This window comes from Pseudomonas sp. PDM04 (genome assembly GCF_014851765.1).
Classification (GTDB): Bacteria; Pseudomonadota; Gammaproteobacteria; order Pseudomonadales; family Pseudomonadaceae; genus Aquipseudomonas.
Window position 1 is genome coordinate 747,789 of record NZ_JACVAI010000002.1, and the last position, 17,856, is coordinate 765,644.

A 17,856-nucleotide genomic window follows, 5' to 3' on the forward strand; every position below is an offset into this window, starting at 1 on the left:
GTGCCCTTCGCTTTTCGTGCGATGACGCCTTTAAAGGCTGTGTTGATTCGCGCGCAAAACAAGATTCCATTAGCCACGCCCGCTGACACCGGGCCAACGAAGAACTTTGAACCATGGCCACTATCCACGTAGACGGCAAAGCGCTCGAAGTCGACGGGGCAGACAACCTGTTACAGGCATGTCTGTCGCTAGGCCTCGATATTCCTTATTTCTGCTGGCACCCTGCCCTGGGCAGCGTTGGCGCTTGCCGCCAGTGCGCGGTCAAGCAGTACACCGACGAAAACGACACCCGCGGTCGTATCGTCATGTCCTGCATGACCCCTGCCACCGACAACACCTGGATCTCCATCGACGATGAGGAGTCCAAGGCCTTCCGCGCCAGTGTCGTTGAATGGCTGATGACCAACCACCCTCACGACTGCCCGGTCTGTGAGGAAGGCGGTCACTGCCACCTGCAAGACATGACCGTGATGACCGGCCACAACGAGCGCCGCTATCGCTTCAAGAAGCGCACCCACCAGAACCAGCAACTGGGCCCGTTCATCTCCCACGAGATGAACCGCTGCATCGCCTGCTACCGCTGCGTGCGTTTCTACAAGGACTACGCCGGCGGCACCGACCTGGGTGTATTCGGCGCCCACGACAACGTGTACTTCGGTCGCGTTGAAGACGGCACCCTGGAAAGCGAGTTTTCCGGCAACCTCACCGAGGTCTGCCCGACCGGTGTGTTCACCGACAAGACTCACTCCGAGCGCTACAACCGTAAATGGGACATGCAGTTCGCCCCGAGCATCTGCCATGGCTGCTCCAGCGGTTGCAACATCTCCCCGGGCGAGCGTTACGGTGAACTGCGTCGCATCGAAAACCGCTTCAACGGTTCGGTCAACCAGTACTTCCTGTGCGACCGTGGCCGCTTCGGCTACGGCTACGTCAACCGCACCGACCGTCCACGTCAACCGCTGCTGGCCAACGGCGCCAAGCTGGGCCTGGACGAAGCACTGGATAAAGCCGCCGACCTGCTGCGCGGTCGCAACATCGTCGGCATCGGTTCGCCGCGTGCCAGCCTGGAAAGCAACTACGCGTTGCGCGAGCTGGTCGGCGCCGAGCACTTCTATTCGGGTATCGAAGCCGGGGAACTGGAACGCATCCGCCTGGTGCTGCAGGTCCTCAAGGACAGCCCGCTGCCTGTGCCGAACATGCGCGACATCGAAGACCACGATGCCGTGTTCGTCCTCGGTGAAGACCTGACCCAGACCGCCGCCCGCATGGCCCTGGCCCTGCGCCAGTCGGTCAAGGGCAAGGCCGAAGACATGGCCGACGCCATGCGCGTCCAGCCGTGGCTCGACGCCGCCGTGAAGAACATCGGTCAGCACGAGCTGAACCCGCTGTTCATCGCCAGCCTGGCTGAAACCAAGCTCGACGACATCGCCGAAGAGTGCGTTCACGCTGCTCCCGACGACCTGGCACGCATCGGTTTCGCCGTGGCCCACGCCCTCGACGCCAGCGCTCCAGCAGTCGAAGGCCTGGACAGCGAAGCCCTCGACCTGGTCAAGCGCATCGCCGACGCCCTGCTGGCGGCCAAGCGTCCATTGATCATCGCCGGCACCTCGCTGGGTTCCAGGGCACTGATCGAAGCGGCGGCCAACATCGCCAAGGCGCTCAAGCTGCGCGAGAAGAACGGTTCCATCAGCCTGATCGTGCCGGAGGCCAACAGCCTCGGCCTGGCCATGCTCGGTGGCGAATCGGTGGATGCCGCCCTGCAAGCGGTGATCGACGGCCAGGCCGACGCCATCGTCGTGCTGGAAAACGATCTGTACACCCGTACCGACAAGGCCAAGGTCGATGCCGCCCTGACCGCGGCAAAAGTCGTGATCGTCGCCGACCACCAGAAAACCGCCACCGGCGATCGCGCGCACCTGGTCCTGCCAGCCGCCAGCTTCGCCGAAGGCGACGGTACGTTGGTCAGCCAGGAAGGTCGCGCCCAGCGCTTCTTCCAGGTTTTCGATCCGCAATACATGGACGCGAGCATCCTGGTTCACGAAGGCTGGCGCTGGCTGCATGCCCTGCGCGCAACCCTGTTGAACCAGCCGATCGACTGGACCCAACTGGACCACGTCACCGCTGCCGTCGCTGACAGCACGCCGCAACTGGCGCGAATCGTCGACGCCGCACCGTCCGCCGCGTTCCGCATCAAGGGTTTGAAACTGGCGCGTGAACCACTGCGTTATTCCGGTCGCACCGCCATGCGCGCCGATATCAGCGTGCACGAACCGCGTACCCCGCAAGACAACGACACCGCGTTCTCCTTCTCGATGGAAGGTTACTCGGGTTCGGCCGAACCGCGTCAGCAAGTGCCGTTCGCCTGGTCGCCGGGCTGGAACTCGCCGCAAGCCTGGAACAAGTTCCAGGACGAAGTCGGTGGTCACCTCCGCGCTGGCGACCCGGGCACCCGCCTGATCGAAACCAGCGGTGACTCGCTGAACTGGTTCTCAAGCGTGCCGCGCGCCTTCAACCCGGCCCAGGGCACCTGGCAGGCCGTGCCGTTCTTCCACCTGTTCGGCAGCGAAGAGAACTCTTCGAAAGCCGCGCCGGTGCAGGAACGCATTCCAAGCGCCTACGTCGCACTGGCCAAGTCCGAAGCCGATCGCCTGGGTGTCAACGACGGTGCCCTGCTGAGCTTGAACGTGGCCGGCCAGACCCTGCGTCTGCCGCTGCGCATCAACGAAGAGCTGGGTGCTGGCCTGGTGGCACTGCCGGTCGGTATCGCGGGCATTCCGCCAGCGATTTTCGGCCTTTCCGTTGACGGTCTGCAGGAGGCAGCTCAATGACCTGGTTCACGCCTGAAGTGATTGACGTGATCATCGCGGTCCTCAAGGCCATCGTGATTCTGCTCGCCGTGGTGATTTGCGGCGCGCTGCTCAGCTGGGTCGAGCGTCGTCTGCTCGCCCTCTGGCAGGACCGTTACGGTCCGAACCGCGTCGGCCCGTTCGGCGCGTTCCAGATCGCGGCCGACATGATCAAGATGTTCTTCAAGGAAGACTGGACGCCACCGTTCGCCGACAAGATGATCTTCACCCTGGCACCGGTCGTGGCCATGAGCGCCCTGCTGATTGCCTTCGCGATCATTCCGGTCACCCCGACCTGGGGTGTGGCGGACCTGAACATCGGCATCCTGTTCTTCTTCGCGATGGCGGGCCTGTCGGTGTACGCGGTGTTGTTCGCCGGCTGGTCGAGCAACAACAAGTTCGCCCTGCTGGGCAGCTTGCGGGCCTCGGCGCAGACCGTGTCGTACGAAGTGTTCATGGGCCTGTCGCTGATGGGCATCGTGATCCAGGTCGGCTCGTTCAACATGCGCGACATCGTTGACTATCAAGCGCAGAACCTGTGGTTCATCATCCCGCAGATCTTCGGTTTCCTGACCTTCTTCATCGCTGGCGTCGCCGTGACTCACCGTCACCCGTTCGACCAGCCGGAAGCGGAGCAGGAACTGGCCGACGGTTACCACATTGAATACGCCGGCATGAAATGGGGCATGTTCTTCGTCGGCGAGTACATCGGCATCGTGCTGATCTCGGCGCTGCTGGTGACCCTGTTCTTCGGTGGCTGGCACGGTCCGTTCAACATTCTGCCGCAGATCCCGTTCATCTGGTTCGCACTGAAAACCGCGTTTTTCATCATGATCTTCATCCTGTTGCGCGCTTCGATTCCGCGCCCACGGTATGACCAAGTGATGGATTTCAGCTGGAAGTTCTGCCTGCCGCTGACCCTCGTCAACATGCTGGTGACCGCTGCGATCGTGTTGCTCAACACGCCCGCCGTCGCGGCTCAGTGAGGATAGAGAATCATGAAGTACATTTTTGACATCGTGCATGGCCTCTACACCCAGCTTCGCAGCCTGGTGATGATTTTCGGCCACGCCTTCCGCAAGCGCGACACGTTGCAGTACCCGGAAGAACCGGTCTACCTGCCGCCGCGCTACCGTGGCCGTATCGTCCTGACCCGTGACCCCGATGGCGAGGAGCGTTGCGTAGCCTGCAACCTGTGCGCCGTGGCCTGTCCGGTCGGGTGCATCTCGCTGCAGAAAGCTGAAACCGAAGACGGTCGCTGGTACCCGGACTTCTTCCGCATCAACTTCTCGCGCTGCATTTTCTGCGGCCTCTGCGAGGAAGCCTGCCCGACCACCGCGATCCAGCTGACACCGGATTTCGAGATGGCCGAGTTCAAACGTCAGGACCTGGTTTACGAGAAAGAAGATCTGCTGATCTCCGGCCCCGGCAAAAACCCTGATTACAACTTCTATCGTGTTGCAGGTATGGCCATTGCCGGCAAGCCAAAAGGCGCCGCGCAGAATGAAGCCGAACCGATCAACGTGAAGAGCTTGCTGCCTTAAGGAAGAAAGATGGAATTCGCTTTCTATTTCGCATCGGGTATCGCTGTGGTGTCCACGCTTCGCGTGATCACCCACACCAACCCCGTGCACGCCCTGCTCTACCTGATCATTTCGCTGATCGCCGTGGCCATGACGTTCTTCGCCCTCGGCGCACCGTTTGCCGGTGTTCTGGAAGTGATCGCCTACGCTGGCGCCATCATGGTGCTGTTCGTGTTCGTGGTGATGATGCTGAACCTCGGCCCGGCCTCGGTGCAGCAAGAGCGCGTCTGGCTCAAGCCCGGTATCTGGGGCGGGCCGGTCGTGCTCGCCACGCTGCTGCTGGTGGAACTGCTGTACGTGCTGTTCTCCCACCAGAGTGGCCAGGCCATCGGCCACACCACCGTAGACGCCAAGGCCGTGGGCATCAGCCTGTTCGGCCCTTACCTGCTGGTGGTCGAACTCGCCTCGATGCTGCTGCTCGCTGCAGCCGTCACGGCGTTCCACCTGGGCCGCAACGAAGCCAAGGAGCAATGACGATGCCTGCTATCCCTTTGGAGCATGGTCTGGCGGTCGCCGGCATCCTGTTCTGCCTCGGTCTGGTCGGCCTGATGGTCCGCCGCAACATTCTTTTCGTGCTGATGAGCCTGGAGGTCATGATGAATGCCTCCGCCCTGGCGTTCATCGTTGCCGGTAGCCGCTGGGCTCAGCCGGATGGACAGATCATGTTCATCCTGGTGATCAGCCTGGCAGCCGCCGAGGCCAGTATCGGCCTGGCGATCCTGTTGCAGCTGTATCGCCGCTTCCACACGCTCGATATCGACGCTGCCAGTGAGATGCGCGGATGAACCTACTCTTTCTGACTTTCGTATTCCCTCTCATTGGTTTCCTGCTGCTGTCGTTCTCCCGTGGACGCCTCTCGGAAAACCTGGCCGCCCTGATCGGCGTCGGCTCGGTCGGCCTGTCGGCCATTGTCGCCGCCTACGTGATCTGGCAATTCAACGTCGCCCCGCCTGAAGGCGGCCACTACACCCAGGTGTTGTGGCAGTGGATGGCGGTGGAAGGCTTCACGCCCAACTTCGCCCTGTACCTGGATGGCCTGTCCGTGACCATGCTCGGTGTGGTCGTGGGCGTCGGCTTCCTGATCCACCTGTTCGCGTCCTGGTACATGCGCGGTGAAGACGGTTACTCGCGTTTCTTCGCCTACACCAACCTGTTCATCGCCAGCATGCTGTTCCTGATCCTCGGCGATAACCTGTTGTTCCTGTACTTCGGCTGGGAAGGCGTGGGCCTGTGCTCGTACCTGTTGATCGGTTTCTACTACAGCAACCGCAACAACGGTAACGCGGCACTCAAGGCCTTCATCGTCACCCGCATCGGCGACGTGTTCATGGCCATCGGCCTGTTCATCCTGTTCGTGCAACTGGGTACGCTCAACGTCCAGGAGCTGCTGGTCCTGGCACCGCAGAAATTCCAGGCCGGCGACTTCTGGATGGTCCTGGCGACCCTGATGCTGCTGGGTGGCGCTGTCGGTAAATCCGCACAACTGCCGCTGCAGACCTGGCTGGCGGATGCGATGGCCGGTCCTACCCCGGTTTCGGCACTGATCCACGCCGCGACCATGGTGACCGCGGGCGTCTACCTGATCGCCCGTACTCACGGCCTGTTCAGCCTCGCACCGGACATCCTGCACCTGGTGGGCATCGTCGGTGGCGTGACCCTGGTCCTGGCCGGCTTTGCCGCGCTGGTGCAGACCGACATCAAGCGGATCCTCGCCTACTCGACCATGAGCCAGATCGGCTACATGTTCCTGGCGTTGGGCGTCGGTGCATGGGATGGCGCGATTTTCCACCTGATGACCCACGCCTTCTTCAAGGCCCTGCTGTTCCTTGCGTCCGGTGCGGTGATCGTTGCCTGCCACCACGAGCAGAACATCTTCAAGATGGGCGGCCTGTGGAAGAAACTGCCACTGGCCTACGCCAGCTTCATCGTCGGCGGCGCGGCCCTCGCGGCCCTGCCACTGGTCACCGCAGGCTTCTACTCCAAGGACGAAATCCTTTGGGAAGCGTTCGCCAGCGGCAACCAGGGTCTGCTCTATGCAGGTCTGGTCGGCGCATTCATGACCTCGCTGTACACCTTCCGCCTGATCTTCATCGCGTTCCACGGTGAAGCCAAGACCGAAGCCCATGCCGGCCACGGCATTGCCCACTGGTTGCCGCTGTCGGTGCTGATCGTGCTGTCGACCTTCGTCGGCGCCATGATCGTTCCGCCGCTGCACGGTGTGCTGCCGCAAAGCGTCGGCCATGCCGGCGGCGAAGCCAAGCACAGCCTGGAAATCGCCTCGGGCGCCATCGCCCTGGCCGGTATCCTGCTGGCTGCGCTGCTGTTCCTCGGCAAGCGTCGCTTTGTCACGGCCATCGCCAACAGCGGCATCGGCCGTTTCCTGTCGGCCTGGTGGTTCGCTGCCTGGGGCTTCGACTGGATCTACGACAAACTGTTCGTCAAGCCATACCTGGCGATCAGCCACATCCTGCGCAAAGACCCGCTCGACCAGACCATCGGTCTGATCCCGCGCATGGCCAAAGGCGGCCACACCGCCCTGAGCCGTACCGAAACCGGTCAACTGCGTTGGTACGCGGCCTCGATGGCAGCCGGCTCCGTGCTGGTCATCGGCGCCATTGTGCTGGTAGCGGTCTGAATATGAACCTTGCGAACTTGCGAAAGGAATTGAGCCCGTCATGATTCTGCCTTGGCTAATCCTGATCCCCTTCATCGGCGGCCTGCTGTGCTGGATGGGTGAACGCTTCGGCGCCACCCTCCCCCGCTGGATTGCGCTGTTGACCATGACCCTGGAACTCGCCCTCGGCCTCTGGCTGTGGGCCCACGGTGATTATTCATTTGCACCGGCACCGGGTGCCGATCCGACCTGGGTGATTGAGTTCAAACACGTCTGGATCCAGCGCTTCGGCATCAACGTGCATCTGGCCCTCGACGGCCTGTCGCTGTTGATGATCCTGCTGACCGGCCTGCTGGGTATCCTCTCGGTACTCTGCTCGTGGAAAGAGATCCAGCGTCACGTCGGTTTCTTCCACCTGAACCTGATGTGGATCCTGGGCGGTGTCGTCGGCGTGTTCCTCGCCCTCGACCTGTTCATGTTCTTCTTCTTCTGGGAAATGATGCTGGTGCCGATGTACTTCCTCATCGCGCTCTGGGGTCACAGTTCTTCGGACGGCAAGAAAACCCGGATCTACGCCGCGACCAAGTTCTTCATCTTCACCCAGGCTTCCGGCCTGATCATGCTGGTGGCGATCCTCGGTCTGGTGCTGGTCAACTTCAACGACACCGGCGTGATTACCTTCAACTACGCCGACCTGTTGAAGACCAAGATGTCGACGACCACCGAGTACATCCTGATGCTCGGTTTCTTCATCGCCTTCGCGGTGAAGCTGCCGGTCGTGCCGTTCCACTCCTGGCTGCCTGACGCTCACGCCCAGGCGCCGACTGCAGGTTCCGTCGATCTCGCCGGTATCCTGCTGAAAACCGCGGCCTACGGTCTGCTGCGCTTCGCCCTGCCACTGTTCCCGAATGCCTCGGCCGAATTCGCGCCGATTGCCATGACCCTCGGTCTGATCGGGATTTTCTACGGCGCGTTCCTGGCATTCGCACAAACCGACATCAAGCGCCTGATCGCCTTCTCGTCCGTTTCCCACATGGGCTTCGTACTGATCGGCATCTACTCCGGCAGCCAACTGGCGCTGCAGGGCGCCGTGATCCAGATGCTGGCGCACGGCGTATCCGCCGCGGCACTGTTTATCCTCAGTGGTCAGCTGTACGAACGCACCCATACCCGCGACATGCGTGAAATGGGTGGCCTGTGGTCGAAGATCGCCTACCTGCCGGCCATCAGCCTGTTCTTCGCCGCCGCATCCCTGGGCTTGCCGGGCACCGGTAACTTCGTCGGTGAGTTCCTGATCCTGATCGGCACCTTCGCCGCCTCGCCGTGGATCACCGCGATCGCGACGTCCGGCCTGGTGTTCGGCTCGGTGTACTCGCTGATCATGATCCACCGTGCCTACTTCGGCCCGTCGAAATCGGACGCGGTGATGCACGGCATGGATGCTCGCGAACTTATCATGGTGGTCGGTCTGGCGGTCCTGCTGATCTACATCGGCGTCTACCCGCAACCGTTCCTCGACACCTCTGCTGCGACGATGCATGGCGTGCAGCAATGGCTCGGCACCGCCTTCACTCAACTCGCTTCGGCCCGGTAAGAGCGCTATGGAATTCACGATTCAACACTTTATTGCGCTAGCGCCACTGTTGATCACCAGCCTCACCATTATCGTGGTGATGCTGGCGATCGCCTGGCGTCGCAACCACTCGCAGACCTTCCTGATTTCCGTGGCGGGTCTGAACCTGGCGTTGCTGTCGATCCTGCCGGCACTGAAAGTCGCGCCCCTGGCCGTGACCCCCTTGCTGCAGATCGACACCTTTGCCTGCCTGTACATGGCGTTGATCCTGGTCGCCACCCTTGCCTGCGTCACCCTCGCCCACGCCTACCTCGGCGATGGCGGTTCGGGTTACCCGGGCAACCGCGAAGAACTGTACCTGCTGATCCTGATGGCCGCCGCCGGTGGCCTGGTCCTGGTCAGCGCGCAGCACCTGGCCGGGTTGTTCATTGGCCTGGAACTGCTGTCGGTGCCGGTCTACGGTCTGGTGGCCTATGCCTTCTTCAACAAGCGTTCTCTGGAAGCCGGCATCAAGTACATGGTGCTGTCGGCTGCCGGTTCCGCGTTCCTGTTGTTCGGTATGGCCCTGCTCTACGCTGACGCCGGCTCCCTGAGCTTCGTCGGTATCGGCCAGGCCCTGGCGGCCACCGGGCTGCCGAGTGCACTGGCGCAACTGGGCCTGGGCATGATGCTGATCGGCCTGGCGTTCAAGCTGTCGCTGGTACCGTTCCACCTGTGGACACCGGACGTGTACGAAGGTGCTCCGGCACCGGTCGCCGCGTTCCTGGCAACCGCCTCGAAAGTCGCCGTGTTCGCGGTGATGGTGCGTCTGTTCCAGCTCTCGCCTGCTGCCAGCAGCGGTGTCCTGAGCGACGTGCTGACCGTCATCGCCATTGCCTCGATCCTGTTCGGTAACCTGCTGGCCCTGACCCAGAGCAACCTCAAGCGTCTGCTCGGTTACTCGTCCATCGCCCACTTCGGTTACCTGCTGATCGCTCTGGTGGCGAGCAAGGGTCTGGCGGTGGAAGCCATCGGCGTGTACCTGGTCACCTACGTGATCACCAGCCTGGGCGCTTTCGGTGTGATTACCCTGATGTCGTCACCGTACAACGGCCGCGATGCGGATGCCCTGTACGAATACCGCGGCCTGTTCTGGCGCCGTCCGTACCTGACCGCCGTACTCACCGTGATGATGCTGTCCCTGGCCGGCATTCCGCTGACCGCTGGCTTCATCGGCAAGTTCTACATCATCGCCACCGGTGTCGAGTCGCACCAATGGTGGCTGGTCGGTTCCCTGGTGATGGGCAGCGCCATCGGCGTGTTCTACTACCTGCGCGTGATGGTCACCCTGTACCTGATCGAACCGAACCTGCGTCGCCACGACGCCCAACTGCACTGGGAACAGAAGGCAGGTGGCGTCATGCTGCTGGCTATCGCCGTCCTGGCCTTCTTCCTCGGCTTGTACCCACAGCCATTGCTGACACTGGTTCAGCAGGCGGTACTGGCGGGTTGATCGCCTGACGACACCCGGTAGCAAACGCAAACGGCACCTTCGGGTGCCGTTTGCGTTTGTGGGATTTGTTACTGATGCGGTCCCCTTCCGCTCTGCCTCCGAAAAATCATGCGCAATTATCCGGTGCGTCCGACGGGTAAAATTCAATCGCGGGATTTAGCTTGATTGCTCACTTGATGCAGCAGTCGAGGCGAAAGAAAACGATGAAACGCGACACCTTGCATAAATTGATGGGCGGCCTTGATGCCATGGCCACTGTGCGTCGGAAGCCGACAGCGCCACAACGCTACAACGATGAAAACAACCGCTTGTCATTCCAGTGTGCCGAGAACGTCTGCAGCTTTGCAGCCCCAAAAAATTCTGGCTATATTTGTCCAGAATCTGGGAGACATCACATGATCATCGTTCCGCTGGCTGAAGCCAAAAACAATTTATCCAAACTCGTCGACGACGCAGCGGCCGGGCAGGTCATCACGATCGCTAAACACGGTCGACCACTCGCTCGCCTGGTTCCCGTCGAGCGACCACGCGGACGACGAATCGGAGCGATGAAAGGTAAGCTCATCCTGAGCGAAGATCTCGATGCGCCTCTACCTGACGACCTGCTGGATGCGTTCGAAGGACGGCAACCGTGAGGGTGCTGCTCGACACTCATGTTCTTTTGTGGGCACTCGCCGATGATCCGAAGCTATCTGGCAAAGCCCGGACACTCATCGACAACGCCGCAGAAATTTATGTCAGTGCCGCGACGTTCTGGGAAATGGCGATAAAGGTCGGTCTGGGAAAGCTCAGCGTTGATCTGGAGGAAATCCGACAGTACTGCATCGAAAGCGGGTTCATTGAGTTACCCGTTTCAGCGGAACATGCCATCGCCGTGAAAGACCTTGAACCTCATCATCGCGATCCTTTTGATCGAATCATCGTCGCAACCGCCATGTCCGAACCGATGAAGCTCATGACTGCAGATCCGATCATGGCGAGGTACACATCCTTGGCCATTTTGATTTAGCACCTGTGACAAAGGTTATGCAGCGCATTTGTTCAGGCATTGCGCAACAGGAAAACGGCACCTTCGGGTGCCGTTTTGCATGTGTGGCAGCGTACAGGCAGCCACTGCCTTTTTTCGTAGTGTCCGAATGGCAATCCGTGTAGTGCTTAAATCCGGCGCGCATGCATGAGGGGCCTTCAAATATCGAAGGAAAAATCTCAACACTTACCCAGCGAAAAATCGCAAACAGCCCAGTCATTGCTAATGGGCCACGCCATTGGCTGAAACCTCCCACACTCAACTCTACGAAATCGCGGCCTCCATCGGACATCAACTCGTCAAATGCCCTGATTCACGAATCGCCCTCGTCAATCACCGATTGGTGTGTACGTTTTTCCGCCTATCCAAACCCGCACAATGAAACTTCCTGCAACTTTTGACCGGCCAATGCCCAGCTCATACAGTCATTCCGTGCTCGTTGCAGCACACCCCACCTCAAACAAAAAAGGGATTTTAAACATGGGTTACATCGGGAAACTGAATGCCAACAAAGTTGTTGAACTTGAACAACAGGACGCGCCTACGGAAGAACAAATCGAAGAGCTGCAATTGACCGAAACTGAACAGGCCGAACTGGACGCCGAATAAATACAACCTGCCATTACAGCAGGAGCGGGCCGGCTCGCGATGGACGGCAACGACAACGCTGGATAGCTGATACCCAGCGGCGTATTGCCAGCAAGCTCGCTCCTGAAGAAGGCGGAGCAAGTCGCTGTTTTCGAGGGAATGAACAATGGACAGCTTCATCTGTGCGGAGCGAGAACTCACCCTGGGCCAGGCTGAACAGCGAATCAACGCCGAACTGCATGACCTGGAACTGCATGCCGAATCTCGCCAACTGGGCCAGCGCGTGGTCGCAGTACAGGTGTCGTTCAATTGCGCCAGTCAATGCGGCATCGCACGGGGGGCGGGCAAAGGTTACTTGCCGCAGGCTCGTGTGGGGGCGCTCTACGAGGCCCTGGAACATCATCTGAGCGATCACATCAGCACGGACGATATTCGCTGCATTCCTTCACGTTATTTTTCCAACCTGCCACTCTTTAACGACGACACCGTGCTGACGCCCCTGATCGAACAACCCGAAGCCCTGATTGCCTGCCGTACTTATACGGATCTACTGAAAAAAATCTCGTTTTATTATCCGGTCGCCTTGTGTTCGCCTGACTACGCGAACAAAACATTGCAACACGACACCACCGACTACGGCACATTAAGGCGTTACGCGTCCAACAGTGGAACGGCGATTGGTGCCAGTTACAACGAAGCGGTATTGCACGCGGCCAATGAATGCATCGAGCGCGATGCCGTCTCGTTGTTTCTGCTGAAGCATTTCTACTACGAACAGCGCCCTGCCCTGCGCCGGGTCGCCCGAATGGCGGCAGACGATGAACTGGGCCGGTTATGGCGGGACGCCGAAGCGGAGATCGGCGAGCAAATCGTCCTGATCGACATCAGCAGCGAATTTTTGCCCAGAACCTTCCTGGCCTTCTCGACGGGACCCACCGATCATCCGCGCGTGTTCGGCAGCGGCTGCTCGCTCAGCCCGCGCCATGCCGCCTGGCGGGCATTGACCGAACTGGTCCAGATGCATCACACGGCCTCGGAGCCGGAATTGCGCCATGACCTGAACAACGCACAACGCCACTTGAAGCCGTTCCCGCGCCTGCTCCGCTGCCTGCAATTGGATCTGCAGCCGCTGCTGGACCTGTGCGGGCAGATCACGGTCGAGCTGCCCGATGCTTGCCCCGAGCGCCCTCTGTCCGAACAAATCAATCTGCTGGTCATGGACCTGCACCGCCATGGGCGCACGCTGGGGGTCACCCGACTGCATCAGAGCCGGCTGGGCACCACGCTGGTCAACGTGGTCATTCCAGGGCTGGAACGGTTTTTCGTGGTATCGAGCGGCAATGTGGTCATTCCCCAGGCACGGGGTCGGCGCCTGCAACCCTGTGACGAGGTGCCGGCATGAACCCTGCCCTGCATCGCGAACACCAACTCGCTCGATCCTTCATTCAATGCCAGGCCGCATCGGCCGAGTTCGACTGCTACATCGAACCCCGGGGTCCGGGCCTGCATCATCTGTTCGTCCTGCGGGTGAACGGCAACGCCTGGGTAGGTCGCAAGATCCTGCAGCACAGCGATCCCCGGGGCTGGTATGTCAGCAGCGTACTCAAGCCCTGGATGCTGCTCGGCCCGCTGGTGCAATGGCAGTGGGGCAATCAAGGCGCCGTGATCAGTTTTCGCACGGTGTCCGCACAGGAAAAGGAAGCCGCGTTTGCCAACGCCCTGACGCAATCGAACAGCGCACTCAGTTTCCCGTTTCCCGCCCTGGACGACGGAGGCCGGGAATTTGTCTGCCCCCCGGATTTCTGGCAGTACAACCCCGCACTCGCAGCCTTGCTGGATACCGACGAGGCGCATTTCCGTCAGTACTGCAGCGCCCTGCTCAAGACCCTGTCGGCTCCAGGCTCGGTGATACTCGACCCGGCCTGTTCCACCGGGGAGTTGATCACGCACCTGGCCGCACAATTGCCGGATCGCCAGTGCCTGGGATCCGATCGCTCGGCCTCGATGATCGAACATGCGCTGGAACGGCACGGCACCTCGGCCGTGCGCTTTTTCCTGGCCGATGCCCGCCACATAGCGAAGTCCGATGTTCGATGCGATGTCCTGATCCTGCGGTTCCTCAATGCCGAGGTCATGACACGCAAAGATGCGCAGCGCGCGTTCCAGGACATGCTGGGCTGCGTCAATCCCGGCGGCACGATCTTGCTGTTCGGCCATACGCCTGTCCTGCTCGCAGTGCCGCACATGGCCCATTCCCTGGGGCTCGAACTGGTCTCCAGCGTTGCGGCCCGACCTGGCCACGCGGAACTGTTCGAGTTCTACAGACTGAGGGTGCCCGTGCCATGCTGACTCACGGCTACTACCCGACCGAGGACGGCCATCAGCTCTATTGGGAACGGTGCGGCACACCGGGCGGCGAACCGATTTTTTTCCTGCACGGCGGACCGGCGGGCTACTGCCATCGCCAGCACCTTGAGTTCTTCGATGAGCGCCGTTTCGACATCATTCTGCTCGACCAGCGCGGCTGCGGTCGCTCGCTTCCTCACGGCGAGCGCGAGCACAACGACACCGGGCATTGTGTCGAAGACATCGATGGCCTGCGCCGGCACCTGGGCTTCGAAAAAATCAGCCTGCTGGGCGTTTCATGGGGAAGCTGGCTGGCCATTCAGTACCAGCAACGCTACCCGCAAGCCGTGCTGAAGACCACGCTGGCCTCGGTCTTCGTACCCTTCGCGCAAAATGTCAGTGCCTACGATGAAAGCCTGAATCACGGCTTGGGAGCCATCCATCAGGGCACGTGCGCCGCCAATACCGGAGCGATCTACCAGATCCTCACCAATGGCTGCACCGTGCAACAGCGCCACGCGGCCTTGCACTGGATACGCGCTTGCCTGTACATGAGCGGAGAATCGATGCCCCCCAGTGCGCTGTCCAGTTTCGTCGACGAGCAAGCCGTACGCGCCATCCGCCTGGAGTTGCATTACCACGTCAACCGCTACTTTTTCACGCGCGCGGATGAATTGTTGTCTCTGGATGCCAACACGCAAGTGATCCAGGGCACCAAGGATCTGCTCGGGATGTCCAGCATTCGCTGGCTTCGGCGACGCCAGCCATTGCAGTTCCAGCTGTTTCACGCCGGCCACAACGCGTTCGAGCCCTCCATCCTGAAGGCTGTGCGCCACGCGTTGAAACGTCAAACCCTGAGTTGAAAAAAAAACGGCACCCGAAGGTGCCGTCGAACAGCGTTGGCCCGGTGATTACTTACGCGCATCCGCCCACGATTTCAGCAGTTCGCTGTAGCTCACGGTTTCGCCCTGGGGCTTTTCGTTCGCCAGTTTCGGTTTCGGTGCACCCGGTTGGTCGAACCAGTACTGCGCATCACGCTCGGGGTTCATCTTCGGCGCGCAGGTGGCTTGTGCCTTCGAGCGCTCCAGACGGGTCATGATCGCGTCCTGATCCTTGGCCAGGCCATCCAGCGCCTGCTGCGGGGTTTTCTCGCCGCTGGCCGCTTCGGCGATGTGGCTCCACCACAGTTGCGCCAGACGCGGATAGTCCGGCACGTTGGTCCCGGTCGGCGACCATTGCACGCGGGCCGGGCTGCGGTAGAACTCAACCAGACCACCGAGTTTCGGCGCCAGGTCGGTCATCGCCTGCGAGTTGATGTCCGACTCGCGGATCGGGGTCAGGCCGACGATGGTTTTCTTCAGTGACACGGTTTTCGAGGTCACGAACTGTGCATACAGCCAGGCCGCCAGTTTCTGCTTCTCAGGCGTGGACTTCAGGAAAGTCCAGGAACCCACATCCTGATACCCCAGCTTCATGCCCTCTTCCCAGTAAGGCCCCTTGGGCGAAGGTGCCATGCGCCACTTCGGTGTGCCATCGGCGTTCATCACCGCCAGGCCCGGTTTGGTCATGTCGGCGGTGAACGCGGTGTACCAGAAGATCTGCTGGGCGATGTTGCCCTGGGAAGGCACAGGGCCGGATTCGGAGAAGGTCATGCCCGCCGCTTCCGGCGGCGCATATTTCTTCAACCAGTCCACATATTTGGTGGTGGCGAACACCGCCGCCGGACCGTTGGTATCGCCCCCCCGCGTTACGCTGGAACCCACCGGGTGGCAGTCCTCGACGCGGATGCCCCACTCGTCCACCGGCAGACCGTTGGGAAGGCCCTTGTCGCCACCACCGGCCATGGAGAACCAGGCATCGGTGAAGCGCCAGCCCAGGGACGGGTCTTTCTTGCCGTAGTCCATGTGCCCGTAGACCCGCTTGCCGTCGATTTCCTTGACGTCCTCGCTGAAGAACTTGGCGATGTCTTCATAGGCCGACCAGTTCACCGGTACACCCAGTTCATAGCCGTACTTTTCCTTGAACTTGGCCTTGAGGTCCGCACGCTCGAACCAGTCGGCGCGGAACCAGTACAGGTTGGCGAACTGCTGGTCGGGCAGTTGATAGATCTTGCCGTCGGGCGCGGTGGTGAACGAAATGCCGATGAAGTCCTTGAGGTCCAGGGTCGGCGAGGTGAAGTTCTTGCCCTCGTTGGCCATCAGGTCGGTGATCGACTCGGTCTTGCCGTAGCGAAAGTGCGTACCGATCAGGTCCGAGTCGTTGACCCAGCCGTCATAGATGCTCTTGTCCGACTGCATCACGGTCTGCAGCTTCTCCACCACGTCGCCTTCCTGCAACAGGTCGTGGGTCAGCTTGATCCCGGTGATCTCGCTGAAGGCCTTGGCCAGCACCTTGGACTCGTATTCGTGGGTGGCGATGGTTTCCGAGACCACCTTGATGTTCATCCCGCGAAACGGCTCGGCCGCCTTGATGAACCACTTCAGCTCCTCCAACTGCTGCTCGGCCGTCAGGGTGGACGGCTTGAATTCGCTTCCAATCCATTTCTTCGCCGCATCCTCGTAGGCATCGGCCCACGCCGAAGCGCTCAAACCGCTGAGTGCCAGCATGGCTGCCAATGAAATGCTATGTCGCAGCTTATTGTTTTTGTCGAACATAGAGACCTCCTGTTTAGATTTCGGAGCAACATTGCCGAGCGATTCGACTAGCCCCAACGCATCACAGCCAACAGCCACACCAGGGACAACGCGAACGCCACCCAGATGCTCCAGTCGGTTACGCCGATGACCAGCAAATGCAGGTAGGCGCTGCCGAGAAGACCGATAAACAAACGATCGCCACGGGTGGTGGCAATCGGCAAAAAACCACGGCGAAGGACGCTTGGCGAACGCAACTCCCAGGTCGTCATGACCACCAGGATCACCGCGATCACACTGAAGAATGCCGCCGTCGGGACGGTCCAGCTCATCCATTCCATCATCAGCTCCTCATACCCGGCCCAGGGCAAAGCCCTTGGCCACATGGTTACGGACAAACCAGATCACCAGCATGCCGGGCAGGATGGTCAACACCCCCGCCGCCGCCAGCACCCCCCAATCGATGCCGGACGCAGACACCGTGCGGGTCATGACCGCTGCGATCGGCTTGGCATTCACCGACGTCAGGGTGCGTGCCAGCAACAATTCGACCCAGGAGAACATGAAGCAGAAAAACGCCGTCACGCCGATGCCGGAACCGATCAGGGGGATGAAAATCTTCACGAAGAACTTGGGAAAGCTATAGCCATCGATGTAGGCGGTTTCGTCGATTTCCTTCGGCACACCGGACATGAAGCCCTCGAGAATCCACACCGCCAGGGGCACGTTGAATAGGCAGTGCGCCAATGCCACGGCGATGTGGGTGTCGAACAGGCCAATCGAGGAATACAGCTGGAAGAACGGCAACAGGAACACCGCCGGTGGTGCCATGCGATTGGTCAACAGCCAGAAGAACAGGTGCTTGTCACCCAGGAAGCGGTAGCGCGAGAACGCATAGGCCGCCGGCAACGCCACGGTCAGGGAAATGATCGTGTTCAGGGTCACGTAATAGGCCGAGTTGAGGTAGCCGGTGTACCAGCTCGGATCGGTGAAGATCACCTTGTAGTTGGCCAGGGTGAAATCCTGTGGGAACAGCGTCAGGCCACCGAGGATTTCAGTGTTGCTCTTGAACGACATGTTCAACAGCCAGTAGATCGGCACCAGCACGAACAGGATGTACAGCAGCAGCGGAATCAGCTTTCTTTTGCTCATGG

At 60.6% G+C, this 17,856-nt stretch carries 17 protein-coding genes; 14 read left to right on the plus strand and 3 right to left on the minus strand.

Going from position 1 to position 17,856, the window contains the following annotated elements:
* The first annotated feature begins 113 nt into the window (after positions 1-113).
* The 14 genes from nuoG (at position 114) to IB249_RS10405 (ending at position 14,932) form a co-directional block, all read left to right on the plus strand.
* Positions 114-2,828, plus strand: coding sequence for an NADH-quinone oxidoreductase subunit NuoG (gene nuoG / locus IB249_RS10340; RefSeq protein ID WP_192304202.1), 2,715 nt, complete (start codon positions 114-116; stop codon positions 2,826-2,828).
* Entirely contained in the window at positions 2,825-3,832 is a 1,008-nt protein-coding gene (gene nuoH / locus IB249_RS10345; protein WP_192304205.1) for an NADH-quinone oxidoreductase subunit NuoH, read from the plus strand. Before nuoG ends, nuoH begins: the two co-directional genes overlap by 4 nt.
* A gap of 12 nt (positions 3,833-3,844) precedes the next feature.
* A complete protein-coding gene (nuoI, locus tag IB249_RS10350; protein ID WP_201190678.1) occupies positions 3,845-4,390 on the plus strand; it encodes an NADH-quinone oxidoreductase subunit NuoI in 546 nt (181 codons plus the stop codon).
* A gap of 9 nt (positions 4,391-4,399) precedes the next feature.
* Positions 4,400-4,903 (plus strand): NADH-quinone oxidoreductase subunit J, encoded by a 504-nt coding sequence (gene nuoJ, locus IB249_RS10355; protein WP_192304207.1) that lies wholly within the window; start codon positions 4,400-4,402, stop codon positions 4,901-4,903.
* A gap of 2 nt (positions 4,904-4,905) precedes the next feature.
* Positions 4,906-5,214 (plus strand): NADH-quinone oxidoreductase subunit NuoK, encoded by a 309-nt coding sequence (nuoK, locus tag IB249_RS10360; RefSeq protein WP_007940879.1) that lies wholly within the window; start codon positions 4,906-4,908, stop codon positions 5,212-5,214.
* Positions 5,211-7,064, plus strand: coding sequence for an NADH-quinone oxidoreductase subunit L (gene nuoL / locus IB249_RS10365; protein WP_192304209.1), 1,854 nt, complete (start codon positions 5,211-5,213; stop codon positions 7,062-7,064). The genes nuoK and nuoL overlap by 4 nt, the downstream gene beginning before the upstream one ends.
* Before the next feature lie 40 nt (positions 7,065-7,104).
* Positions 7,105-8,637 (plus strand): NADH-quinone oxidoreductase subunit M, encoded by a 1,533-nt coding sequence (gene nuoM, locus IB249_RS10370; RefSeq protein WP_192304211.1) that lies wholly within the window; start codon positions 7,105-7,107, stop codon positions 8,635-8,637.
* Positions 8,638-8,644: 7 nt separating this feature from the next.
* Positions 8,645-10,108 carry an NADH-quinone oxidoreductase subunit NuoN gene (gene nuoN, locus IB249_RS10375; RefSeq protein ID WP_192304213.1) on the plus strand — a complete coding sequence of 488 codons (1,464 nt, stop codon included), beginning with the start codon at positions 8,645-8,647 and terminating at the stop codon, positions 10,106-10,108.
* Positions 10,109-10,356: 248 nt separating this feature from the next.
* Positions 10,357-10,743 carry a type II toxin-antitoxin system Phd/YefM family antitoxin gene (locus IB249_RS29745; protein WP_412547997.1) on the plus strand — a complete coding sequence of 129 codons (387 nt, stop codon included), beginning with the start codon at positions 10,357-10,359 and terminating at the stop codon, positions 10,741-10,743.
* Positions 10,740-11,117: a type II toxin-antitoxin system VapC family toxin gene (locus tag IB249_RS10385; protein WP_192304215.1), complete on the plus strand. Its 378-nt coding sequence runs from the start codon at positions 10,740-10,742 to the stop codon at positions 11,115-11,117. Before IB249_RS29745 ends, IB249_RS10385 begins: the two co-directional genes overlap by 4 nt.
* A 396-nt stretch (positions 11,118-11,513) precedes the next feature.
* Positions 11,514-11,744: a hypothetical protein gene (locus tag IB249_RS10390; RefSeq protein ID WP_192304892.1), complete on the plus strand. Its 231-nt coding sequence runs from the start codon at positions 11,514-11,516 to the stop codon at positions 11,742-11,744.
* A 145-nt stretch (positions 11,745-11,889) separates the two neighbouring features.
* The gene (locus IB249_RS10395) at positions 11,890-13,125 is read left to right on the plus strand and encodes a YcaO-like family protein (RefSeq protein ID WP_192304217.1); all 1,236 of its coding nucleotides are present in this window, start codon (positions 11,890-11,892) and stop codon (positions 13,123-13,125) included.
* Entirely contained in the window at positions 13,122-14,072 is a 951-nt protein-coding gene (locus tag IB249_RS10400) for a class I SAM-dependent methyltransferase (RefSeq protein ID WP_192304219.1), read from the plus strand. The genes IB249_RS10395 and IB249_RS10400 overlap by 4 nt, the downstream gene beginning before the upstream one ends.
* The gene (locus IB249_RS10405) at positions 14,066-14,932 is read left to right on the plus strand and encodes an alpha/beta fold hydrolase (RefSeq protein WP_192304221.1); all 867 of its coding nucleotides are present in this window, start codon (positions 14,066-14,068) and stop codon (positions 14,930-14,932) included. Before IB249_RS10400 ends, IB249_RS10405 begins: the two co-directional genes overlap by 7 nt.
* Positions 14,933-14,980: 48 nt before the next feature.
* On the opposite strand, the gene IB249_RS10410 is transcribed toward IB249_RS10405, so the two are convergent.
* The 3 genes from IB249_RS10410 to IB249_RS10420 are packed head-to-tail and all read right to left on the minus strand — an operon-like array spanning position 14,981 to position 17,854.
* Complete coding sequence (locus tag IB249_RS10410; RefSeq protein ID WP_192304223.1) at positions 14,981-16,723, minus strand: ABC transporter substrate-binding protein; 1,743 nt, start codon at positions 16,721-16,723, stop codon at positions 14,981-14,983.
* Between the two features lie 47 nt (positions 16,724-16,770).
* Positions 16,771-17,043 carry a DUF2160 domain-containing protein gene (locus tag IB249_RS10415; protein ID WP_192304225.1) on the minus strand — a complete coding sequence of 91 codons (273 nt, stop codon included), beginning with the start codon at positions 17,041-17,043 and terminating at the stop codon, positions 16,771-16,773.
* A gap of 10 nt (positions 17,044-17,053) precedes the next feature.
* Positions 17,054-17,854, minus strand: a complete 801-nt coding sequence (locus IB249_RS10420; RefSeq protein ID WP_192304227.1) for a carbohydrate ABC transporter permease — start codon at positions 17,852-17,854, stop codon at positions 17,054-17,056.
* Positions 17,855-17,856: the final 2 nt, after the last annotated feature.